The following is a 24,092-nucleotide window of genomic DNA, read 5'->3' as shown; positions in this document are numbered from 1 at the left end:
AATGTGTAATACACTTCGAAGGCAAGCTTTAGCGCAGTCGCTCGTTACGGCTACTCATTTACAATTTAACTAACTCTAAAGGCGTAATGTTATCTAACACAATTGGATTTAGAGTTGCTTAAATGAAGCAATTAAATTTATTGATTGATGTTTAGATTTGAATCCAGCCGTACATTCGAGCAGTTCCGTTTTAATTAGCCGATAAAGACTACCCATAGCAATATTCACTAGGATAAAATCAACTCGTTTTAAACGCCTGCCAAGGGCCGGTTATTGCCAAAGTTCGTGTCGGTGAATACAGATTAACAAACAAAGTGCTGCCATCGGGTGAAAAACAAGCGCCTGCAGGTTCGGTTTGCACTCGAATACGCGCAACGTCATATACTTTGCCGTCTGGTGTAACGCCGCGTAAATGATTACTCGTTATTGCCGTATATTGATCTTCACAAACGATTAAGTGGCCATTTGGCGCCACCGTTAGATTGTCACCAAAATTATATAATGACTTATCTGTGCTCTCTAGAAACAATTGAATTTGCCCAGGGCTTTTGGCTTCATCCTTAGTTCCTTCATGCACTGAAGGTTGATAACGCATAATTTGCCCCAGTTTTTGTGAGCCACCATTTGTACAGCAAAAATACAATTCGTGATCTCCCCAATGTATACCTTCACCTCTTGCAAAGACTGCTGCACCTTTGTCATAACCTTGGATTCGCAAGTCGTCTTCAGGTGCCTCTGGGTTGTTTATATTAATCCATTCAACATCAAACCACTTCTCTATTGGCATAGTTAAATTAGACCAATTACGGCTATCAAATTTAGGCAAGTGCATGACAACCATTGCTTGTAACTGACCACCTTTATCCAACTGGCCAGGTGCGTTAGGTATAAAGCGATAAAACAAACTGTCCCCCCTGTCCTCTGTTAGATAAACAATTCCAGTTTGAGGGTCGACTGCAGCCGCTTCATGATTAAAACGTCCCATTTCTTTTAACGGTTTAGGTTCTACCAAGCCCGTAGCGTTAGCCGAGATTTCAAAAATGTAACCATGGTCGCGTGTAATATCGTCCCCAGCCTTTGCGACAGACTCTTCGCATGATAACCAAGTACCCCAAGGAGTAATGCCGCCTGAACAATTTCGAATTGTGCCAATTAAACTCAAAAACTCCTGTTCTAGCTTTTGAGTTTTAAGATTATAAATTAAATTACTTGTCCCTCCTGGCAAAGCGATTCCGTTACTAAAACTATCGTATGCTTTGTCTGAGGTGTAGGTTTTGGATTTTTCAGGTAAATCGTCGAAATGTTTTGGATGCAGTTCATGGTTTCGGATTAATACCACCCGATCGTCATCAAGTTTAAAGCACCCCATTCCATCGGCTCGATCAGGTACAGGCAAGCCATCACTCATTCGATCTTCGAACTGTGAAATCACTTGATAACTAAAGCCTTCTGGTAAATCTAAAAGTCGATTAGGATCAGTAAGTAACGGGCCATACCCAGAATATGTTGGGAGAGGAGGATTGGTAACTTGCGCGCTCACCTTACGGCCAAGCAAGCTTAAACTTAGTCCGGCAAAAGCAGTGCCGGCGATACCAAACATAAAATGGCGACGAGAAATCATAAATATCCTATTTAACGATGAATTTAGTATGTTCGTTCAAGTAACTACGCTCTAATCTTTACTTATACAGTCATTGGTCTTGACTGGTAATTGCAGCGTCACCCAAACCAATCTATGATCTGAAGAGGCTTCCCGAGTCGAAACTAGGCGCGATAATGGGCTTTGCGGCTTTGGCCAGAATACGCCACTAGAAATCACATTAAAATCAATGGAAGGCAAAACGTAATCAGCTCTTATCCCCCATGATGCTGTATGATTTGCAGCGAACTCGCTGGCATTGCGATTTAGCACGCCCCCTTCTGACTCTGGGATTATTTTACTGTTTACTTTTGGATGCGTTAGCAATTGCGAGATGGCGCCAGGAAATGCATCCCCTTCTACTGGGCTTGCGTTTAAGTCCCCTAAAATAATAAATGGAGAATTATCCGGAATACCGCCTTTAGTGCCATTATCATCATAATGATAACTTGTGCTGCTATTGTTAATGTAATCTGCCCAAAAACGCAGTTCGTCATGGTTACGGCGGCCATTCCTATCCTCTGGTCCGTCAAATACTGGAGGCGTCGGATGACTGGCTAAAACCCGAACGGTTTGTCCACAAACCATTACCGGAATATCCCAGTGAGACTTTGACGACAAACGCATTAACTCAACTTCATTTTTACGATACCAATGATTACCGTCCGTCTCTTTAGGCATCAAATGGTTTGGCATGTCTTTCCAAAGAAAATGCTGAAATGTCCTGACTTCAGTGGGGCCAATTGGATACTTTGACAATAAAACCATGCCATATTGACCTTCGTACTTGCCAAAACCAAAATGACTCAAACGATTTTTTTTATCCTGATGGAAAGGCGTTTTCATGCCGGTATTAACCGGGGCCAGATAGACAAAGGGGTAACGGATAGGTTGCTGACCTCGCTGGCTAACTTCTAGGTATTTTTGTTTAAATAACGCAATGCCCTGTTGCTTGTCAGCAATGTAATCAAATTCGTTAAGCAGTATTATATCGGGCGCAACACGTTGCACGATTTCAGCAATATTTTTTATCTGTGGGTGTTCTCCAGACTTAAGGGCTGTTCGCAACGCTGCATTCGACATGGCTTTTTGGTTGTTTTCTACATAATTAGTGGCTTCCATGCTGACATTAAATGTGGCCACTTTTAATGTTATCGGTGTTGATGTATTGATTGGGCTTGTCCCTTGTTCGATATTTTTAAAGTGTTGACCTGTGCCACATGCACTGAGCAAAGCGAGTAATAAAAAAACAAATATTAAGTAGAAAAAACGCATAAAATCAGAGCCCTTGGATGTATTCTTTGCTGGGTTACACAACAATACTACACCACTAACTTTACGTTTACATTAACAACGACACGCTTAGTTTTGAGTTGATAGGAAGTTAAAAAAACAAAAATAAAACTTCTTTGGTTAAACATTTAGATCCAACCAAAATAGAAATAATTTATCAATTCTCAATATTAAATTATGGTTCTTCCGTTGTAATTTGTTTTAAACAGATAACAAAACTACCGTCCTTAGGACACTCATGACGCTATCCAAATTTCAGACTTTATTCGTGTCCTTACTTATCGTAGCGACCGGTCCAGTTGATGCCAACATAAAACTCGCTGATATTGCCTTTGAATCCGGTGATTATCAAAGTGCCATTACCGAATATAAAGCGGCGGCGCAGGCCGGCAATGCCAGAGCGTTGCATACTCTTGGCGTGATATACAACCAGGGTTTAGGCGTTGAACAAGACAAAAACATGGTCATCAGTTGGCTAACATTAGCGGCGCAATATGACTTTAAAAACTCAAAAAAACTAGCCAGTTTGTTATCCGCCAAGCTTTCCCCTGCGGACAAACAAAACCTCGTCGAACAGCTACAGCGACTGGAACCCGTATACGGAAAAAAATCAATCAATACCAATATTCTGCCCCAGTTGATAACCAATAATCTGTCAAAAAAAGTTAAATTTTCAAACGGTGACGAGTCATATTTATTGGATATTGAAGATGACATAATTGACAACATCCTTGACGAGGAGGATTTAGATTTATCAGTCGATTCTGACTTTTCAGATGAGTTTAGCAGTAGCTATGTAAGTAATACCTCGATGAGAAGCCAAAAAAGCCCTTATTTGCTAATTGCGGATTTATCAATTGCTGCGGACGGCACCGTAAGACATATCGATGTTATTCAACAATATGGCTCTATTCGTCGAGCATTGAGACAACTAATAGAAGTGAAATTTGCTAAACCAATATTTAACGAATCCACAATACCATTTTTTAAACGGGTTAGATTAGGTCTAGCCCAGCAGCACCTTAATGTCAGTGACTTACGTACAGACTATAAAAAAATATATAGTGGGATTAGACACATCACAAACAAACGTAAAAACGACCTTCTTACTCCATCAGATCAATATTTGTATGCCGTTGTTTTAATGGCATTCGACGGAATAAAACGACAAGCAGACGAAGTAGAAACATTGCTTAGGCAGTCAGCAGACGCTGGCGTAGCAGAGGCGCAATATGTGCTAGGCAGCAAAATGTATAGAGAGCAGACAAACATAAAAGAAGCTACACATTGGCTGATTAAAGCGGCCCAAAATGGTCTCGCAAATGCCGAATACTTGGTCGGTGAACTCTGTTTAACTAGCCCTTGGATAGAGATTGATGAACACAAAGCACACTTTTGGCTAGAACGCGCCGCGAAACAGGGTCATGAGTTGGCGTTAAAGCGCTCTGCCTATATTAAATTAAATGCTACGGACCCAAAACTGCGCGATGCCAAAACGGCGTTAACCTACTTACAACCGCTAATGAACTTAAATGGTGACAATCCCGAAATACTATATTTAATGGCCCTTGCATATGAACAGCAAGACAAACGCCAGCGAGCAGATGCTGTTCGAATGATTAAAGATGCCATTTACCGTGCCGAACAACGAGGCTGGGACACTAAGGAGTGGCACGATAAACTTACAACATGGACGTCAGGCGGTAATGTAACGATTTCCAATGAGACGTACTAACTGATCACATACAAGATGACCATTACAGACCAGCGTTTAGCTACCTCTTTTAAACGGAGTTGTTTTAATCGGGGTTGTTTTTGCTGCAATCTCCTTTGTTTACCCGCTTTTCTTCAATTATTATTGGCCCATTTTGTCCAATGGGCCGATATAAATCGCAGGCAAAAAAAAGCGATGTAGCTTTCGCTAACATCGCTATAAAACAACAGGACTCAGATTAAGTGTTCTGAGCAGACACAGGACTAGTTTTAAATTTAAAACATATGCGTTTACGGGGTTTCTTTAAGGTAAACAGTCTTTTTCTCTAAATATTGTTCAAGACCAAACTTACCGTCTTCTCCACCAAAGCCAGATTGTTTCCAACCGTTGTGGAAACCTTGATGTTGTTCACCCATACCGCGGTTGACATAAACTTCACCGACTTCTAAATCGCTAATGGCTTTATGAATATCAAAGAAGTTTTTCGTGTAAATGTAAGCACTTAACCCATAAATACTGTCGTTGCAGTATTCAATAGCTTGGTCCATATCTTTCACTTTGATAATAGGTAAAACAGGGCCGAATGTTTCTTCATGAACGGCAATGTTACTTTGTTCAACGTCAACTAATAACGTTGGTTCGTACCAACAACCACCTTCAAAACCATCGACATTTGCCGTTTTACCGCCAAGGGCAACGGTTGCACCTTGCTTAACGCTTTCTTGAACAATATGGTCAATGTTTTCAATTTCACGTTGATTGCACTTAGGGCCCATTTGTGTTTCAGGGTCCATCGGATCACCCACTTTGAGTGATTTAACGGCAGGTAAAAACTTTGCCATAAACTTGTCATAGACACTTTCTTGTACATACAAACGTTCAACACAAGTACAAACTTGTCCACAGTTAGCAAAACGTCCCCATAATGCGCCTTCAACCGCTTGGTCAAGGTCGGCGTCGGCCATAACGACCATAGGTGCTTTACCACCTAACTCCAGCATAACAGGTGTCATATATTCTGCAGAGGTTTTGTAAATTTGCTTACCTGCTACCGTTGACCCTGTCATGGTGATCATTTTTGTAATTGGACTTTCACAAAGTGCCTGACCCACCACTGAACCTGAACCATTTATAATGTTTAACACACCCGCTGGAATGCCAGCTTCATTTGCTATACGACCGAGTTCGGTTGTCGCCAATGGCGTTTCCTGCGTGGGTTTAACAATAATGGAATTACCCGTAATTAGGGCTGGACCAATTTTACGACCCGCCAAAGCAAGTGGGAAATTCCATGCGGTAATTCCCACAACAACACCACGAGGAACCTTGTGAATATAGATTTTTTCGTGCTCATTGTCAGAAGGCAAAATGTCACCTTCGATAGTCAATGCATTATCACAGGCGTAATCAATAAATGTCGCAGTAACATCCACTTCCATTTGAGCAACCGATAACAGTTTACCCTGCTCTGCAACAATCATTGGCGCTAAAATATCTTTGTTTTCACGAATTTTATTCGCAAAGTTACGTAATATACTCTGACGATTACGCGCCGTTAGCTTAGCCCACTTCTTTTGTGCAGCGTCTGAGTTTTCTAGCGCGAATTGTGCGTCTTCTACGCAACCTTTTGGGATAACACCAATTTTCTCACCCGTTGATGGGCTTAAGATATCGATCGTTTCTGTTACTTTTGACGCAACGTATTCGCCATTTATAAAATTTACATTATTTTGAAATTGCATTGGATTATCTCCCCATCCAGCCGCCATCTACTAACAAGATGGTACCATTTACATAAGAAGCTGCGTCTGACGATAAAAACACAGCTGGGCCTTTAAAGTCATCTGGGGTGCCCCAGCGACCCTGTGGTATGCGATCTAAAATCGATTTTGAACGTATCGGATCATTGCGTAATGCTTCAGTATTGTCAGTGTCAATATAACCAGGTGCGATGGCATTTACGTTTACGCCTTTACCTGCCCATTCATTTGCTAATGCTTTAACTAACTGACCAATTGCGCCTTTACTTGCAGCATAACCAGGTACGGTAATTCCACCTTGGAAAGTCAATAAAGATGCAGTGAATATGATCTTACCACTGCCTCGTTCAACCATATCTTTGCCAATTTCGCGGCTAAGTACAAACTGCGAGTTTAAGTTAACGTCAATCACTTTATCCCACAAGTCATCGCCATGTTCTGCAGCTGGTGCACGTAGGATAGTGCCTGCGTTATTAACCAAAATATCTATTTGGTCAAAATCAGCTTTTACTTGTTCAATAAATTTGTACAGAGCATCACGGTCTGAAAAATCACATTGGTAAGCTTTAAAATTACGACCTAAAGCTTTGACTTCTTTTTCGACTTCAGAACCTTCAAGTTCTAAACTCGCTGATACTGCGATAATGTCAGCGCCAGCTTCTGCTAGTCCCAATGCAATACCTTTACCAATGCCACGTTTAGCGCCAGTTACTAAGGCCACTTTGCCTTCTAAATTGAATTTTTCTAACATTTTTTATTCTCTCTTTGGTTTCCCCAAAAGCCTGGGAAAACCAATAAATTAATTAGCGATATAAGCGTTTAGGATATTAATGGTTTATCGGTTTATTCCGCACCACATGAAACCAATGCTTTCATACCAGTCGGATTGTTATCCATCCCAGCGAATGCTTTACCGATGTCTTTTAACTCATTTACTGAACTGATAAATGGTCTAACATCAATTTTACCAGAAGAAATTAGCTCAACAGCCCAGTCAAAATCAGCCGCTTCGTAAACACGTGCACCTAATAACTCTAACTCTTTCCAGAAAAATTGGAACAAATCAATCTCAGGTGCTTGGGCGTGAATAGCCACCATAACAATACGACCGCGTCGGCCAGCAATTTGTGTCATTGCATCTATGGCAGGTTTTACTCCAGAGACTTCAAATACGACATCTGCACCTTTTGTTTCTGTCCACTCGTCAACAAATTTCGCTAAGTCCGTGTCAATTGGGTTAACGGCACTCACTCCTAGTTTTTCTGTGGCAAATGCTCGTCTGCTTTCATTTGGCTCAGAAACCAATACTTCTGCACCAACACTTTTGGCAACAGCTGCAACCAATTGACCAATTGGCCCACCGCCTAAAACAACCACTTTTTCACCAGCTTGTAAGCGTGAACGACGAATGTCATGACATGCTACTGATAAAGGCTCGATAAGTGCGCCTTGTTGCAAATCAACATTTGCAGGTAATTTATGCAATGTACGCGATTTAACTGTCCATGAGTTTTGGAACGCACCCGGTGAGTCAATTCCCATAAACTTAAGATTTTGACAAATGTGAGTATAACCGGCGTTACAAGTTGGGCATTCACCACACCAATCTAATGGGCGTACTACAACTTTATCACCAATAGAAAAACCGGTTACGCCGTCACCTAATTCAGCAACAACGCCTGAGATTTCATGTCCGATAGTCGCAGGAGGGTTAACACGTTGATCCATCACTCCATGATAAATGTGCATATCTGTTCCACAGATACCAACATAACCAACATTTAGACGCACTTCACCTGCACCTGGCTTTAACGCCTGCCCTTCAACGATGTTGAAATTTTTATTACCAATATATTGAGCTGCTAACATGTTTTTACCTATAAATTTAAGAAGTCTTGACTAAATGTGGAGTAACTAAAACAGGGTCAAACTCGACACCTGTGCCAACCAGCTCAGGCGCTAGCGCCAAGCCATTTTCGATTTGAATTGGACGTGTGGTGTACTCATCAATTGGAAATGAGTGCACTTCTAAATAACCAGCGTGTGACTGAGAAGACAGCAATGACACGTGTAATTCGTGCATTCCATGACTGCATACTGGAATATTGTGTTGTTTCGCGAGTTCTGCGATTTCTAACCAGCCCGTAATGCCACCGATATTTGATGCATCAGGTTGAACAAAACCCAGTTTAGATTGGGCAAATGCATACGTGAACTCATGCCAAGTATGGAGATTCTCACCCATTGCCAAAGGTATTGTCGTCGCATCGGCGATACGTCCATACATCTCGTACTCATCTGGCAAGGTTGGTTCTTCAAACCAGGTGATATCAAGAGGTTCAATGGCTTTTGCAAATTGGATTGCCTGCTTTTCAGACATTGAATAATTTGCATCCACCATGAACTTAATGTCAGAGCCGATCAGTTTGCGCACGGCTTCGGCTCTGGCAACATCTTCTAAATAGTTTTCTTTACCGACCTTAATTTTTACTGCATGGAATCCTCTATCCAAATAACCTTGAATATTCGTTAACAGCTTTTCTTGACTAAAATTAAGATCTATTCCGCCAGCGTAGCATTTGGTTCGGTCACTAGCGCCACCGGCGACCTGATATAGTGGCTTGCCTAAGGTTTTACATTTGATATCCCAAAGAGCGATATCTATCGCTGACATTGCAAAACTTAAAATTCCACCACGCCCTACGTAATGTAAATTCCAATACATGCTATTCCAGACGGCTTGAATGTCATTGGCATCAGCACCAATTAGCGTTGGTTTAATTTCGTCTTCTAGCAACGAAAATATGGCCCTGCCGCCCTTTCCACCGGTATAGGTATAACCCGTACCTTCATACCCATCATCCGTAAAGATGGTACTAACGATAATTTCAAAGTGAGTATGATCACCATGTTTGGCGTCAGACAAAACTTCTTTCAACGGAATGTTATAAATCGCATTTTTTATCGATTTAATTTTGCGAATTGGCATAACTCACTCTCAAAGTAGAAGACTAATTACAGTTTATTGTTAACAATCTACACATTAATTTTAGGTATGTAAAGTTGAAAGTTAAAATAGTTTTAACCTAGTTAAATAAATCGAGCATTGGTTTTCGGGTATAATTCGCGGGGAAATAAACGTTGTTATGGCGATAACGAAATTTCATCGGGTGTAAGTGAAAATTAGTAACAAATACAGATCATTACCAAAACGATTAGTCGCCAACCTTCCCCTTACTAAAAGTTGGATAAGTTAAAAAACATGATAAGGTGAAATTAGATTTCAGCCTTGAAGAATATAAGGTAGATATTTTTATTCGGTCTATTTGCCACCTAAATCAACAGCTATCCACTGATAATTTTAAGTCGGGGTAACTAAAAGGTGACATTTATTGTACAACCAGATCTAAGGGTATTGCTGTTACTGACAATAAATCGTGGCCATTTTTACTTTTTAGGGCTCCCCAATGCGCTTACTCAATAAGTAAAAAAGCACATTGGTTCGCATTACATTAAAACTAACCGCAATTGACTTCACCAGAAGCAAGTCCAGTCAATTGAATGTTGCTGATTTCTATGTCTAATTTACCGACAGTCTGAAGGCTAAATATGGTTGTCACTTTGCTAAAATCAAACCCTTCATTTGCCAAACATTTAAGCGGGATAGGGATAGAAACCCACTTTCCTTTAGGCGCACGTTTAAACGCATTTTTAAGTGGGAACTTCGTCCGGCATTTCCAATCCCAACCGCACTCCATCATCAACTCAACGTTTTCTTTTGGGACTTTATTTACCTTTACATCGAAGGTTAGCGCCGCTCGGTCAATGACACTTGTTAGGTCTGTGTGTTTCATCTTATTGGTCACATTCATCGTCAGAATATTTGAGTCGACACTGCCCCATTCGTTTTTAATCCCTTTCGGTTTCCACTTAAATCGAACAGCATCACCATCAACAGATTTTTTTGCAGGAGACGCCTGCAAGCTACTGCGAACTGTAGCGACACTTTCTCCTATGTATTTGGTCTTACCATAATTTAACCCCAACTCCCATGGCGATACCGCACTGCCTTTGTTTAGATAATTAATGTTTGGATCTAAAGCGGCTGCACTTTGGAAAGCAGCCAAAATTAATATCATGCAAATTATTTTTAACATTTTCATAATGACACTCTACTTAATTTACTGGTTATTATTTTGTTCGGTATTTACTGTATCCCACTTTTTCATTGTTGACAATTTACAATTGACTAGTTGTGTATAGTATGTAAAGTACACTATATTAAAGTAGAGTCATGGCAAAAAATGACCAAGGCGTTGGGGAGCCAATAGATATGCAACATAAAGTAAGTAAAGTCGTTATTTTGGGTGGTGGTACTGCTGGGTGGATGACCGCGGCCCTCTTATCTAAAGCGCTTTCTAAAGTTGACATCACGGTAGTGGAATCTGAACAAATTGGAACCATTGGCGTTGGCGAGGCGACAATCCCGAGTCTTCACTTTTTTAATGATATGTTAGGGGTAAATTCTAGCGAGTTTATAAAAAAGACGTCAGGCAGTTTTAAACTCGGTATTCAATTTGAAAACTGGCGTAAACCAGGAGAAAGCTACTTTCATGGTTTTGGCTCTACAGGGCTAGGTATGTGGGCAGCAGGGTTTCATGAATACTGGCAACGGGGCATCGAGCTTGGGATCAGCAAGCCTTTTGGTTGTTACAACTTAGAAACCCAAGCTGCTTTACAAGGTAAATTTGCCCATCTCCAAGGCGGTCCAAACTTTGCCTATCATCTTGATGCCAGTTTATATGCGAATTTGTTGCGAGACAAAGCCATATCACAAGGCGTGAAAAGGCAAGAAGGTTTAGTCAATCACGTACAAACTAACCCTGATAATGGTTATATCACCGCGCTTGAGCTACAAGACGGCCCTACCGTAAAGGCAGACTTCTTTATTGATTGCTCCGGGTTTAAGGGGCTGTTGATTGATGAAACATTAAAAACACCATTTGTCGACTGGTCCCATTGGTTACCAATGAATAGAGCAATTGCAGTGCAAACCGAACTCGCAACACCACCGCTCCCTTATACGCGTTCTATTGCTCACAAGGCTGGATGGCAGTGGCGTATTCCTTTACAACATCGGATGGGTAACGGCATTGTATACGGTAGCGATTACATGAGTGATGACGAAGCCCGCGATACATTAGTAACATCTGTTGAAGGTAAAATGTTAACTGAACCGCGCATGCTAAAATTTAAAACGGGCCACAGAAAAACACTATGGAATAAAAACTGTATCGCAATTGGCTTGGCCGGTGGCTTTATTGAACCGCTAGAGTCTACGGCAATTCATCTCATTCAACAGGGGATCTTACAACTTATTAAGTATTTCCCAACATACGGCATAAATCAGCTGGAAGTCGATGAATACAACTATTACATGGAGACGGACTACAACGAAATTAAAGACTTTATTGTTCTGCATTACAAACAAACGGACCGCAATGACTCACCATTTTGGCAGTTCTGCCAAGAAATGAAAGTCCCGCCAAGTCTGCAACAAAGAATGGATATGTTTAAACAAACGGGTCGATTTGTGCAACGGAAAAACGAAATTTTTAACGACTCATGGTTGCAGGTAATGATTGGGCAAGGTTTGATCCCAGATAACCATCACCCAATTGCCGACGAACTCTCAGAGAGTGAATTAAAGCGTTTTCTTGACGACATTGAACAAGATATTCAAAAGAAAGTTGTACGATTGCCTAACCATGCTGACTACTTAAAACGAATTAGCTAGTTAATACAAAACGCTAAAGCTTACATAACCGCAAACCACTATGATTCATACAGTGCTATCCTCATTAGCCCTGTTTTCCACTATTCATTGTTGACAATTAACTATTAAAAACAAACAATGGGATGTGTTTAAAATTCAATCACAAGGGAAATAAATGAATAACAACATTCAATTTAAACCATTATTTACTGCGGCTCTGTTGTCCTCGTTGGTGCTGGTAGGTTGCTACCAAAACGGCGAACCTCAGTTAGCAAAGCAGTCTCAATCAGTACTAGTAGACCACTTTGAAACAGAAACCCTATTATTGGACTTGTTACCGAAGATACAGCGACAAAAATCCAGTTGGATAACAGCTGAAACAGCAAAGTATGATTGGATCGATAATGAATCACTAATCATTAATTTCAAAGCATCAGAAAACATATCAACAGTTCGAATTGAACCCGCCTCTCCATGGTTACTATCCAATTTGCCTGAGCACAATCTTGCATTTGACGTTAAAAATTTAAGCGCTCACTCAAGTCACTTTTATTTGTTGCTAGAAAATCAAGATGGCGAGGCTCAGAGCCGGTCCATCGCCATTCCAGAGGGATATCAAGGAACGGTTTACTTCCCATTATCAGGAAAAGAAGCCGAAACCGAAGCGGGTTTTTGGGGGGACCAACCCCCGTGGCAGACCAAAGACCAATTAATGATATGGCGTTCGTGGCGCCACGATAACGTTGACGTATCAACAATTAAAGCGTTGACCTTTCAAACAATTGGTCTTGCTGAAGATAATACAATTGAAATCAATAATATTAGGATCCGAAAAAACCCACCACGTGATCCAAACTGGATGACTAATGTGTTAGATCAATATGGTCAAAACAATAACAATAAAACGGCTTTACATATCGATAACGATGCGCAATTAGCGGCAAACACGCAAGCCGAGTTGACGGCGCTTAAAGACGCCAAACCTGATCCAACTCGTTCACGATTTGGTGGCTACAAAGCTGGCCCAAAACTAGAGGCCACTGGTTATTTTCGTACCCAGAAATATCAAGGAAAGTGGTGGATGGTTGACCCCGACGGCTATCTTTACTTTTCCCATGGCCCGGCCAATGTTCGCATGGCGAACTTGTCTACATTGACTGGAATTGACTTTAAGGATGACAAGGTAAGATATCGTTCCCCTGATGAATTGACCCCTGAAGACTCAATGGGCGTTGTACACGTTTCAGACGAAACTCGCCAAACACGCTACTTATCATCGGATATTAGACGCAACCTATTTGCATGGTTACCCGAATATAATGAACCGCTCGCCAAACACTACAGTTACCGTCGGTGGGCTTTAAAAGGCGCTATGGACCACGGCGAAACATTTAACTTTTATCGTGCTAACCTAGAACGTAAATACGGTGAAAACTTCATGGATTCTTGGTATGACGTTACCTTGCAGCGCATGAAAAACTGGGGATTCACCTCTTTTGGTAACTGGGTTGACCCAAACTTTTATGAGAAAAAACAAGTACCTTACTTTGCCAATGGCTGGATCATTGGTGATTTCAAAACATTGTCAGGTAAAGTAAATCATTGGGGGTTAATGCCAGATGTTTTTGATCCGGTATTTGCTGAACGTGCCCGCGCGACAATTGAAGAAATTGCGAAAAACATTAACAATTCTCCTTGGTGTGCTGGTATTTTTATCGACAATGAAAAAAGCTGGGGCGAACGTGAAGGCAGTATTGAAGCACGTTACGGTATAATATTGGATGCGCTATCCAAAAACAGTTTGGAAAGCCCAGCAAAACAAGCGTTCACTAAACACTTAAAACAAAAATATCAATCTATCTCGGCATTAAACTCTAGCTGGAATTCAACATTTGCAAGTTGGAAGTCATTTGCTAAAAACGCAGTTGTTGAGCAACATACTGCGGCCTACGTAGCAGATCTATCTAAAATGTTAGAGTTATTAGGTGAACAGTACTTTATCGTTGTCCACAACACGTTAGAAGACGTTCTACCAAACCATTTATATATGGGAGCACGAATGGCGAATTGGGGAATGCCTGATGAAATTATTAAGGCATCAACGGCGTATTCTGATGTTTTGAGTTTTAACATTTACGAAGACAGTATGCAGGATGACTACTGGCAATTTTTAGAAGAAGTCGATTTACCGGTAACGATTGGTGAATTTCATATTGGCACAGCGTCAGATTCCGGGATGTTCAATCCTGGTATTGTTCATGCCAGCGATCAAAAAGATCGAGCTCGAAAATACACAGCGTATATGCAAAGTGTTTTATCAAAACCTTATATGGTTGGCGCGCATTGGTTCCAGTATGTCGATGAACCTATTACCGGTCGAGCACTTGATGGAGAAAATGCCAATATAGGTTTTGTAAACGTTACTGACACGCCTTACCCAGAATTAATAAAGGCGGTTAAAGAAGTAACGGGCAAGATGTACCAGCAACGTTTAGCCAAATAATACCTTCAAAATAGTGGTAAATATTAGGCCTGAACTTAATGTTCAGGCCTCCTTTTCTTAAAATTGTATTTAGTAATCTATCCAGTAACAATAAACTAATCGGCGTGTCTCAATTTCAACCGTCTTAATTCTTTATGGGCTGTTAAATATATAAGAGATTCATCATCATTAAATGCCAAGTTTGCAGTAAAGCCAGGCATGGCTATTTGTGCTAGCAATCGCTTGTCAGAAGAAAATATCCAAACCCCACCAGGACCTGTCGCGAAAACAGTTCCAGTACTATGTACTTTAAGACCATCCGTTGTGCCATGTTCAATGCCTAAAAATTTGGGTTTAAATAACAAAGATTTATCAATGACATTACCTTGTGCATCTAACAGGTATTGATACCAAGCAGGCTCAGCGTCGTCAGATACCGCAACATAAAGCTTGTCCTGACTTGGTGATATTGCAATACCGTTTGGAAATGTAAGTTCGTCATCTATTAGAGATAATTTATTGTCCACTGACAAACGATAAACCCCTTGAAAGTCGAGCTCTTTATTAGGATCGTCCATACGTTTTGGTAATCCATAAGGTGGATCTGTGAAAAACAAGACCCCAGAGTGATGCAAAGCGACATCGTTCGGGCTATTGAGTCGCTTTCCCTTATAGTGGCTGACAATATGCTGGACGCTTGATGCTTTCACACGCTCAGTCATTTTCAACTTCGCAACCGTTCTAGTCGCTGTGGACATCATCACTAATGTGCCCTCTGCATCAATTAACAAACCATTTGCTCGGCCACTTGGGTATAAAAAGTCAGTAACACCTTGTAATTCACTATACGAATGAATTTTATTATTGGGAATATCGACAAATAATAAACGTTTATTTTTATCATCCCAAACTGGCCCTTCAGTCCATTCAAAACCTGATGCTAACACTTCTAATTTTGCACCAAGATCAAGTAAATCAAGCGCTTGTTTATCGTAGAGCGTATAAGCCCCCTGTTTCATCAACACAGGGGGCAGTTCTGAGGCTTGAGCATTAATTGTATTGCAAAAAAATAAACTCAAAATCAGATACTTCAATGGTTTCTTAATCTTTGTTATCTTTTTATCATCTGTAAAATCAAACACTCTGATTTTCCGATTGCTTGATTGTTAAAGGCCAACCATCAAATTGATTGCTCGATTTCCCATCTGTGATATCCACCATGAATTTATATGCTTCCATAGTGTAGGTTTTCTCTTCCTTATCGAAAGTAACAAAACCAAAACCACTACTTTTCTCATGTGCCATTACATATCTATTTTTTGAGCGACTAACTTCTGGATTGCCTATGGCATAAATATAATTTTTATTGCCAAAGCTATCTAAATATTCACCGGTATTCGCCATACCGTGTTCAGGACGATGAGTATACTTCAAACCTACATCATCAGGTCGCCACCAACGTTGCCAACCAACCGCAATCGCAGGAGTGCAGAACGCCCAGTTACTATCACGATGTTTTTCTAACCCATACTGAGAAACACTTGGTAAGTGCGTGTCTCCGCAAATATGTAAGGCTTTAGACCCTTTTATTGCTTCTACAGCTCGATTGCGACCTGATGCTGGCCAACCATTAGCGTCGAAGTCATATTTTAAATAATGTTTAGGGGTCATTTGATGTGTGGCTAAACTTGCGAAAATAGTTTGAGATATCAGAGCTTTCAGCTTATGTTCTCGCCAATCACGGCTCCATACTTTTAAAAACTGTTCTTGACGTTCTCCCAACAAATGTAAATCTGGAGAATCCCATTTGGGATTTATAAAATTAGGATCTTCTTCATTGCCTGAGGTGCCAACTAAAATGTCTAATCGTTCTGGACCACTTTTCCATTGCCTATCGGCGACAATTGCAAAGCTAACATCGCCATAAATTAATTCGCCATAATACACACTCAAATTATTTTTTGATGGTGTAGGATCAGCCGGTTTCATATGATGGGCTGTATGAGTGCGATGTACGACATTCAACATTCTAATTGGCTCAATATACCCTCCGGTTTTGTCTACTCTGTTTTCTTCATGAGCAGAAAATGGCATTGGGCTGCCCCCTTCTCCCCACAAATTACCTTGCAACACATCATGGTCGTCCGGCAAGCAAATTGTCGGGGCATTTCTCATGGCATCTCTGAAGGCCCATCCAAATTGATAATACTTACGAAGGTAATTTAAAATCGCCATTTTAGCTGGCACACGGATCATGCCAAAGCCACCGTGATTTTCATAAAGTTGATCACCAGAGAACAGCACTAAATCAGGGTCCATTTTTACTACATTATTAGCAACAGGCTCATATGGAAATGCATAATCATTTTGACATGTCAGCGCAGCCATACGCATTTTTCGCCCAGAAGGATTTGCCCTAATCATTCCTTCATAAACGTCTAGTTTTGTTGTCCCGTCTACTTGTCCTTCGCCATAAACAACACGGTAAGGAGTTGCTTGTTTTTCATCCCAGTTAACGATTCTAAAGGAAGCAACCCAAGCATCGGTATCCAGTTCAGCTTTACTGATGACCTGCCAATCACCATTTTGGAAAGTTTGTAATATTACTTGTTTAGAGTCTTTCTTGCCTAGCGGACCTGTGAGCACACTCAGGTTCATAACAAAACCTTCAGCGCTGCGACTGTTGTTTAAGGTGTACATAGTCCAAAGGATAGGTCCAAATTTTTGCTCTACGTTATGACTAAAAGCTTCACCTTCGATTTGCCAATTTTTAAATTGATAACGGCCACCATCACTACGGGACTGTTGTGGCCCACTTTCAAAAGAAGGTATTTCAAAATTACTCACGACAGCAAGGTTTCCTAATAACTCTTCCGTGCCGACTAAAGACGCCATACGACCAAGGGATTCACCACTGGTCGCCGATTTAATTTCAACGTCAAGGGCAACCAACTGAGCTTGTGGGGCGCCAGAAATTATAATTTCTAATTCTTCATTAACATTAGGTCTGGATAGCGGTTTACGTTTATCTCCTAGCGCTATTTGATTAGCAATTATCCCTACGTCTAAACCTTGTTGTACAAAACAGTTACTACGATATTCATTTATTTCGCTGCGAATGCCAAATCGGATAGACGCGCCACCATCTTTGATGCCTTGTTCTGCTAACTTTACACGTACAGACGTTCTGAATGCTTTAGTGGTATCAACCAACTGATGTTGTAATGAGTGCACGCTCCGTTGACCACCCGTTGTAACGCACTCTGCAGCACCATTGTTTATTCGCCAATCTTCCATTGGATTGGCCCAATATTCACCACCTAACCAAACTCTGTTGTGGGTATTACTCCAACTGTCTTTAATTGTGTTCTGTAACACAGGTTTGCTGATCATATTTGTGGTTTTTGTTGAACACGCTACGCCTGTTGCTGCTAAACCAGCCGCAAAAACTTTTAACGCATCACGTCGAGATATTTTATTATTCATTTTTTTACCTGTATATGATTGAGATAGAGAGTTTGATTAACTCTAAATCATTCCAATTTATTATCTTTTCAGCACTTCAAATTCCTTCAGGAGTCACTCGTATTCACTTTATTTCTATTTTAACCATATCCGATAGACCTTCTCGTAAATAACTCGGTGCCTCATTAGCAGCCAATGGCTTTGCGTCATCCCATGAATACACCTGTATTTCGACTTCCCCAACCCGTAAAGCGGTAACTACGCCAAATTTATCAACCGTCGCAATTGTTGGATCCGTTGAATGCCATATAACACCTTGTCGTTGCGCTGAATTAGGTAAAACCTCAACGTCAAATGTTAAACGTTCACCTACGGTTAGCTGCCTTTTATCGGCGATAATGGCAAGCGATGTGACACGTTGCTCTTTATGCTTTTCTAATTTGTTCTTTAATTCTTGGTAAGCTAAATGTTGCGTTTCCGTCAAGGAGTCAAAACTGAGTCCGCTATACCTGCGAATACCCCACTTACGATTGATATAAAATTCGCCATGTAACTCTAATGGATCATTTGTTAAATCAAAAAAACGCCCTTTTGGAAAATCTTTGTCGGGGGCATACAATTTATAGTCTTTGTTAAAAACGAATCTCAATAAATCATCAGTTGGAAATCGATTGTTACCAATATACCAACGATAAATATAGTCTCGGTGTTCTAAATTGTTTTTCCCTACAGCCTGCTGCCAAAAACTTACTCCATCTACTTGATCAGCATTAGGCATAGGTACACCAGCGCTCTCAGCAACCGTTGGATAAATATCAGTTATGTTAACAATGCCTGAATAACGTCTTATTGAGGAACCTTGACCAGAAGGTATTACACTTGGTTGACTCAATATCAACGGCACTCTAATACCATTTTCAGCTGTACGTCCTTTGCCACCAGGATAGATGGTTCCGTCTGGCAAAACATGACCAAAAGTTGACTTAGTACCGTTATCTCCCATCACAACGATTAAAGTATTTTCTATTAAACCTTGCTCTTCTAACTTGTTTACGACCTTTCCCACTAACTTGTCCATATAGGTGATCATGTCAGGAAAATATTGACGATCATCTCCAAGAGTATTGTTATAGGTTGCAACTTCTGGAAAATTGTCAAAAATGGATTTAGGGCGAGTATCAGGCGTTGGTTTATGATCATCGTGAACAAGTAACATTGGGTAATACAAAAAAAACGGCTGATGTTTATTTTCTTCAATAAAACGAAGTGCATGGCGATTAACTATATCCGGACCATACCAACGTCTCCCTGTTTCTGGATCGACGTCTTGCCTACCTTTATAATTTACTACTTCGCCATTGACCACTAGACTCGGGTTTATAAAACGTTGACCTTCTTCAATAACATCAAACGCAGTATATGTATCCCAGCCAAACTCAGATAAATAACTTTGACCGGCGATCTCTTCAGTGCCTCGAGATTGTTTCCACTTACCAAAAAGTCCTGTTTTATAACCTGCTTTTTTAAAAGCATCGCCAAAAGTTAAATCAGAATGATGTTGTGATTTAGGTCTTAAATAATTCCGGTTATTTCTTTTGCCGCTCATTAACGAAATCCGTGTATTTTCGCAAATTGGATGCGCGTAAGCCCTCTCTACCAACACTCCCTTCTGGGCTAAGCTATCAATACTCGGGGTTGAAAATACTTTATGTTTGAATTCACCATCATAGGAATGTAACCGATTTGCGCCATAGGCTGTTATGCCATAGTGATTGAGATCATCGATCAAAATTAACACCACATTTGGTTTAGAAACCTTTTCAAAAGGACCTAACGATATGTCCCTTGTGTTTGTTTCTGTGCTATTACACGCCAACAAACTCAATGATGTTAGTGACAATAAAGCTCGGCGAATCGATTCAAACATTTATGCATTTCATTATTTATATAAAGAATATAACAATATAAAAATACACAACTTAGTCAACTGTTTTTTGTTAACAATGCAAACATTTGTAGACGACGAACGCCTTAGGCATTTGTAATAACAAATTTAAGTTTATTCCAAGTATCAACAACTTTGTTTATAGTAAATTGTTAACAAATTGTATTTTTGTTAAATATTCTGATAACTTTAGTACCTCTATATCAACTGAAGCTAATAAAAATATGAACACACTAAACCTTAAAAAATCTCCATTTATCATGTCTATGTTAAGCGCATCTCTGATGTTAGGCTGTAGCTCAAATAATGATGAAAACACGTCTGTAAATACGGTACCGAGCGCACAAAATGATTTGTTAACCGTCGATGCAAATAGTCAAACAGGCTCGGCAAACCAAATTGCCGTATCAAATAACGACGATATTGGTGCTAACGGTAGCGACGGAGATGATTACAGTATTACTCATTATCCCGTTTACGGTGATGTAACTGAAATTTCTGATGGCGTATTTCAATATATTCCCTATGAAAATTTCACAGGTAACGACTCATTCACTTATGCGCTGACCGATGCTGATGGGGACGAAGTAACAGCGACTGTATCAATTACAGTAAACGAAATAGAAACCCAGCTGACCGCAGAGCTATTTAACAACATGGACCCTAGCTTACCGTCTTTTGTATCTATTTCAGATACCACGCCAACAGGAAAGTCTTGGGTTAAACTCGAATCTATGTCAGACGAATTTGAATCTTGGGATAATTCGAAATGGTTCAAATCGTCGTGGAACTATGGCGTCCCGGTTTTTATGTCCACAACAGACGAAAACTCAGGTGTTACCGACGGCAAGTTATGGCTTAAAGCAACATTAAATGAAAGCAATCCTGAAGGGCGTTGGTTCCAAACTGCTCGAGTTCACAGTAAAGCCGAAACTAAATACCCTATGTATACCGAGGCGAGAATAAAAACCTCCCATCTGTCAGCCTATACAACATATTGGTTAAACAATGGAGACAGCAACAACAGAGATGAAATCGACATTATAGAAAATAACTCAAACCCTTCATGTGGATGTAAACCTGAATACCCTAATCAAATGAACTCTCAGTATTTCCAAGCAGATTCAAACAAAGACCCTCAAACCGTTCGTGAACATGGTAACTTTTTGCGTTCGGGTCTGTCGGATGTCAATCCGCTAAAAAATGTGGGTTGGAATGAGGATTACCATATTTATGGTGTGTGGTGGCAAGATGCCAACAACCTGCAGTTTTATTTAAATGGCGAACCAGCAGGAAAAGTCAAAGTCGGTGAGCATTTAGATGGCAAAACGTACGATCGTGAATTTACCAGAGATTTAGAAATAATATTTGATCTTTGGACTAGTGAAGCGAGTTGGGTGGGCGGTCTTCCTAAAAAGTCTGAACTCTCAAACAATGACGTAAATACGGCTTATATTGATTGGGTGAGAACTTGGAAGTTAGAAGATCAATAACACAATAATTTAGTAAATGAGATAACTAACGAGCAAATAAAAAAGCTCAGAATTAAAATTCTGAGCTTGTCTTCCTTTCCATTCGCTGATCAACTTCGGCATTAATTTCCGTGTAAAACTGACGTAGTAGTGTTCCAGTGGCCGATAACTACTTTGTGCTTAGGTTTTCGCTTACTATGTTCAAAAGCTTAATGTATCAATGGGTAAATATTTGGCTTGTAACGTCACTGTGTTGACAATAAGTCAGGTACCGCTGTTCAGCCAGTTATCTCGTTATTAACCCAACGACTAACCAACTCCTAACGGCAACCCTTTCAACTAAATCATTACCCATTAAATAAATATTATTTCCTACCGGCAATTGAAGGAATGAGCTCTTGTGGTATATCGAGCACCTTATCATCCGCACCTTTAGCAAAATTACTGATGTGGTAAGCGTTGGCTTTGCGCCAATCGGCTTCAACACGTCCATCACCCAGCACGATATTACCTAGTTTATTCCTGAACCAGCCCGCGAGTTGAACATAATCGTTTTGATAAGCAAGGTTGTTTTGCTCTAACGGGTCGTTGTCCAAGTCGTATAGCGTCATTTCAGCTTTCTCTGCCGTTGTCGTTAGCGCCCAATCTAACTCTTTACCTAATTGCTCTTCTGTTGCCCAATTATTAAATGGTCGTGTTCGCATTGAGAATCGAAAACGTTCAGAGTGCAGATAAGCTCTTGGTCCCGAAATTACACTTATTTCACCCAATACATAATCGCGTTTTGGTAGCTTGCCACTGTATACATCAAACAAGTTATAGCCGTCTAAATAATCGAACTGTTCTGTGCTGGTATCAACGCCTGCGGCACTTAATACCGTTGGAGCGAAATCAACAAACTCCACTAAGTCTTTATACACTTTACCCGCTGGGATAAGGGACTTGTCTGACGATACAAGGATCGCAGCATTCGCGGTTGATTGCGCCCATGGACCAAACTTGGCTTCGATGCCTTGCTCACCCAAATGCCAGCCGTGGTCTCCTATAGTGTAGATGATGACGTACTCTCGGCCACTGTTTTTACTGTATTCTTTAAATGCTTCAACGGCTTTACCAATTAGGTCGTCGCCGTGAGCACAAAAGGCATAATAGTCTTGAATTACTTTTTGCTTCTCTTCATAAGTCATGCCCGATATGTCACCGGCTTGTTGAATCGCCTGCAGTTGCTCTGGCAACTTATCAGTTTCTGCGGCTGAATAGTCAGGTATGTTGTAGGACTTAGTTTTAAATCTATCTCGAATGGATTTAGGCGGTAAAACCGGCGTGTGTGGCAGATGAAATCCCAATTGCATATATTGCGGTTTATTTGAATTCGCGCCTTTGGCGTCACTGCCCCAACTGGTTTTAAATGCTTTATTTGCATTATCTAAGTAGTTTACAAACTCTTTAACAATATAAGCGTCAACCGTTTTATCTGCAGGTTGTGGATTTTCCCCTGCTAAAATTAGCGATGTATTGGTGCGCGTATACGCACGTAAAATATCAAATTCTTGGTTGGTCACTTCTCTTTCAGCTAAATCTCGTTCAGTAAGCTCACCACCTTTTCTTTTAAGAAAATACTCACGAGTACGACCGTCTGCATAAACAACGTTCTCAGCATAACCGTTCATTACTGGGGAACCATCAACTTCGCCGTACGACGCTTCGCCGAAGATATCGCCTTTGTTATTTGCCTGTAAGTGATGTTTAAAATGCACTTTATAGTCGAACAAACCTGCATCATGAAAACCTTGACCGGGTCCCCACTTAAAAATATAAGAGTCTTCTTTGCCAAAAACAGAGGTTTGATAACCATTGTCACGAATGGTTTGTGACACCGTAGGTTTTACAAAGTCAGGGTTCTGATGAGTCAATTCAAATGCATAATGACCATTTCTAAAAGGATAACGACCTGTCAACATCGAGCCCCTTGAAGGCCCGCACACCGGCGAGTTCGTGAATGCATTAACAAATAGCGTGCCCTCTGCAGCCAACTTATCAATGTTTGGAGACTCTACATACCCTAACGGGCTCTCGTTGGTACCGTACATTACGCGATTGTATGCACTGACCGAGTCTGGTCGTTGATCGTCTGTAATGATCCACAATATATTGGGTTGCTCTTTTTCTTTTTGGATTGCTGTTTGACTGTTCGTTGCAGTCTGTGAGCTATTGCAGCCAGTCATTACGGCAGTAAGCAAAATAAATATCATTGAAGAGGTGATTTTGTAACTTTTTCGTTTCATAAAATATACTCAGGTTAATGTTCTAATTTTTGTTTTAACTCTTAGTTTGCGAATACAAAAAACTTTAATGTTCACACGCTATATCGGAGTAATTATTAAGCTCTTTTAAGGAACGATCATGAGCACCTTTGGCAAAATTACTTTTGTACGTATCGTTTTGTTTATTCCAATCCACTTCAATTCTTTGATCTCCCAAAAAATGTTTTGCGTTTTATTTCTCAAAATAGTGGTAATAGGATTGTAAGTATCCTCATGCACAAC

At 40.5% G+C, this 24,092-nt stretch carries 15 protein-coding genes; 4 read left to right on the top strand and 11 right to left on the bottom strand.

All coding sequences use genetic code 11. The features are described 5' to 3' along the window. Positions 1-238 precede the first annotated feature (238 nt). Positions 239-1,621 carry an alkaline phosphatase PhoX gene (locus Q4575_RS15255; RefSeq protein WP_303523417.1) on the bottom strand — a complete coding sequence of 461 codons (1,383 nt, stop codon included), beginning with the start codon at positions 1,619-1,621 and terminating at the stop codon, positions 239-241. A 51-nt stretch (positions 1,622-1,672) separates the two neighbouring features. Beyond that, the gene (locus tag Q4575_RS15250; protein WP_303523416.1) at positions 1,673-2,914 is read right to left on the bottom strand and encodes an endonuclease/exonuclease/phosphatase family protein; all 1,242 of its coding nucleotides are present in this window, start codon (positions 2,912-2,914) and stop codon (positions 1,673-1,675) included. Positions 2,915-3,170: 256 nt separating this feature from the next. Between Q4575_RS15250 and Q4575_RS15245 the strand changes: the two genes are divergently transcribed. Next, entirely contained in the window at positions 3,171-4,667 is a 1,497-nt protein-coding gene (locus tag Q4575_RS15245; RefSeq protein ID WP_303523415.1) for a tetratricopeptide repeat protein, read from the top strand. A gap of 269 nt (positions 4,668-4,936) precedes the next feature. On the opposite strand, the gene aldA is transcribed toward Q4575_RS15245, so the two are convergent. From aldA to Q4575_RS15220, 5 genes are all read right to left on the bottom strand, one after another. Continuing rightward, positions 4,937-6,388: an aldehyde dehydrogenase gene (gene aldA, locus Q4575_RS15240; protein WP_303523414.1), complete on the bottom strand. Its 1,452-nt coding sequence runs from the start codon at positions 6,386-6,388 to the stop codon at positions 4,937-4,939. 4 nt (positions 6,389-6,392) lie between these two features. Continuing rightward, on the bottom strand, positions 6,393-7,157 hold the full coding sequence (locus Q4575_RS15235; RefSeq protein ID WP_215964906.1) for an SDR family oxidoreductase: 765 nt from the start codon (positions 7,155-7,157) through the stop codon (positions 6,393-6,395). Positions 7,158-7,249: 92 nt separating this feature from the next. Next, on the bottom strand, positions 7,250-8,275 hold the full coding sequence (locus tag Q4575_RS15230) for a zinc-binding dehydrogenase (protein WP_215964905.1): 1,026 nt from the start codon (positions 8,273-8,275) through the stop codon (positions 7,250-7,252). Between the two features lie 16 nt (positions 8,276-8,291). Beyond that, positions 8,292-9,395: a mandelate racemase/muconate lactonizing enzyme family protein gene (locus Q4575_RS15225; RefSeq protein WP_215964904.1), complete on the bottom strand. Its 1,104-nt coding sequence runs from the start codon at positions 9,393-9,395 to the stop codon at positions 8,292-8,294. Positions 9,396-9,924: 529 nt separating this feature from the next. Then, positions 9,925-10,569: a putative glycoside hydrolase gene (locus Q4575_RS15220; RefSeq protein WP_303523413.1), complete on the bottom strand. Its 645-nt coding sequence runs from the start codon at positions 10,567-10,569 to the stop codon at positions 9,925-9,927. A gap of 131 nt (positions 10,570-10,700) precedes the next feature. Between Q4575_RS15220 and Q4575_RS15215 the strand changes: the two genes are divergently transcribed. Next, complete coding sequence (locus Q4575_RS15215; RefSeq protein ID WP_303523412.1) at positions 10,701-12,203, top strand: tryptophan halogenase family protein; 1,503 nt, start codon at positions 10,701-10,703, stop codon at positions 12,201-12,203. A 154-nt stretch (positions 12,204-12,357) separates the two neighbouring features. After that, a complete protein-coding gene (locus Q4575_RS15210; protein ID WP_303523411.1) occupies positions 12,358-14,685 on the top strand; it encodes an agarase in 2,328 nt (775 codons plus the stop codon). Between the two features lie 95 nt (positions 14,686-14,780). On the opposite strand, the gene Q4575_RS15205 is transcribed toward Q4575_RS15210, so the two are convergent. The 3 genes from Q4575_RS15205 to Q4575_RS15195 all read right to left on the bottom strand — a co-directional run bounded on the left by Q4575_RS15205 (position 14,781) and on the right by Q4575_RS15195 (position 20,056). Next, positions 14,781-15,806 carry an SMP-30/gluconolactonase/LRE family protein gene (locus Q4575_RS15205; protein ID WP_303523410.1) on the bottom strand — a complete coding sequence of 342 codons (1,026 nt, stop codon included), beginning with the start codon at positions 15,804-15,806 and terminating at the stop codon, positions 14,781-14,783. Further along, positions 15,799-18,150 carry an alkaline phosphatase D family protein gene (locus Q4575_RS15200; protein WP_303523409.1) on the bottom strand — a complete coding sequence of 784 codons (2,352 nt, stop codon included), beginning with the start codon at positions 18,148-18,150 and terminating at the stop codon, positions 15,799-15,801. The genes Q4575_RS15205 and Q4575_RS15200 overlap by 8 nt, the downstream gene beginning before the upstream one ends. A gap of 103 nt (positions 18,151-18,253) precedes the next feature. Further along, on the bottom strand, positions 18,254-20,056 hold the full coding sequence (locus Q4575_RS15195) for a sulfatase-like hydrolase/transferase (protein ID WP_303523408.1): 1,803 nt from the start codon (positions 20,054-20,056) through the stop codon (positions 18,254-18,256). 242 nt (positions 20,057-20,298) lie between these two features. Between Q4575_RS15195 and Q4575_RS15190 the strand changes: the two genes are divergently transcribed. After that, positions 20,299-21,567 carry an Ig-like domain-containing protein gene (locus tag Q4575_RS15190; protein ID WP_303523407.1) on the top strand — a complete coding sequence of 423 codons (1,269 nt, stop codon included), beginning with the start codon at positions 20,299-20,301 and terminating at the stop codon, positions 21,565-21,567. Between the two features lie 344 nt (positions 21,568-21,911). Here Q4575_RS15190 and Q4575_RS15185 read toward each other — a convergent pair whose 3' ends face one another. Next, entirely contained in the window at positions 21,912-23,831 is a 1,920-nt protein-coding gene (locus Q4575_RS15185; protein WP_252736557.1) for a sulfatase-like hydrolase/transferase, read from the bottom strand. Positions 23,832-24,092: the final 261 nt, after the last annotated feature.

This window comes from Psychrosphaera sp. 1_MG-2023, assembly GCF_030548245.1.
Classification (GTDB): domain Bacteria; phylum Pseudomonadota; class Gammaproteobacteria; order Enterobacterales; family Alteromonadaceae; genus Psychrosphaera; species Psychrosphaera algicola.
Note: the sequence above shows the minus strand (reverse complement) of the source record. Positions and strands in the feature narration are given on the sequence as shown.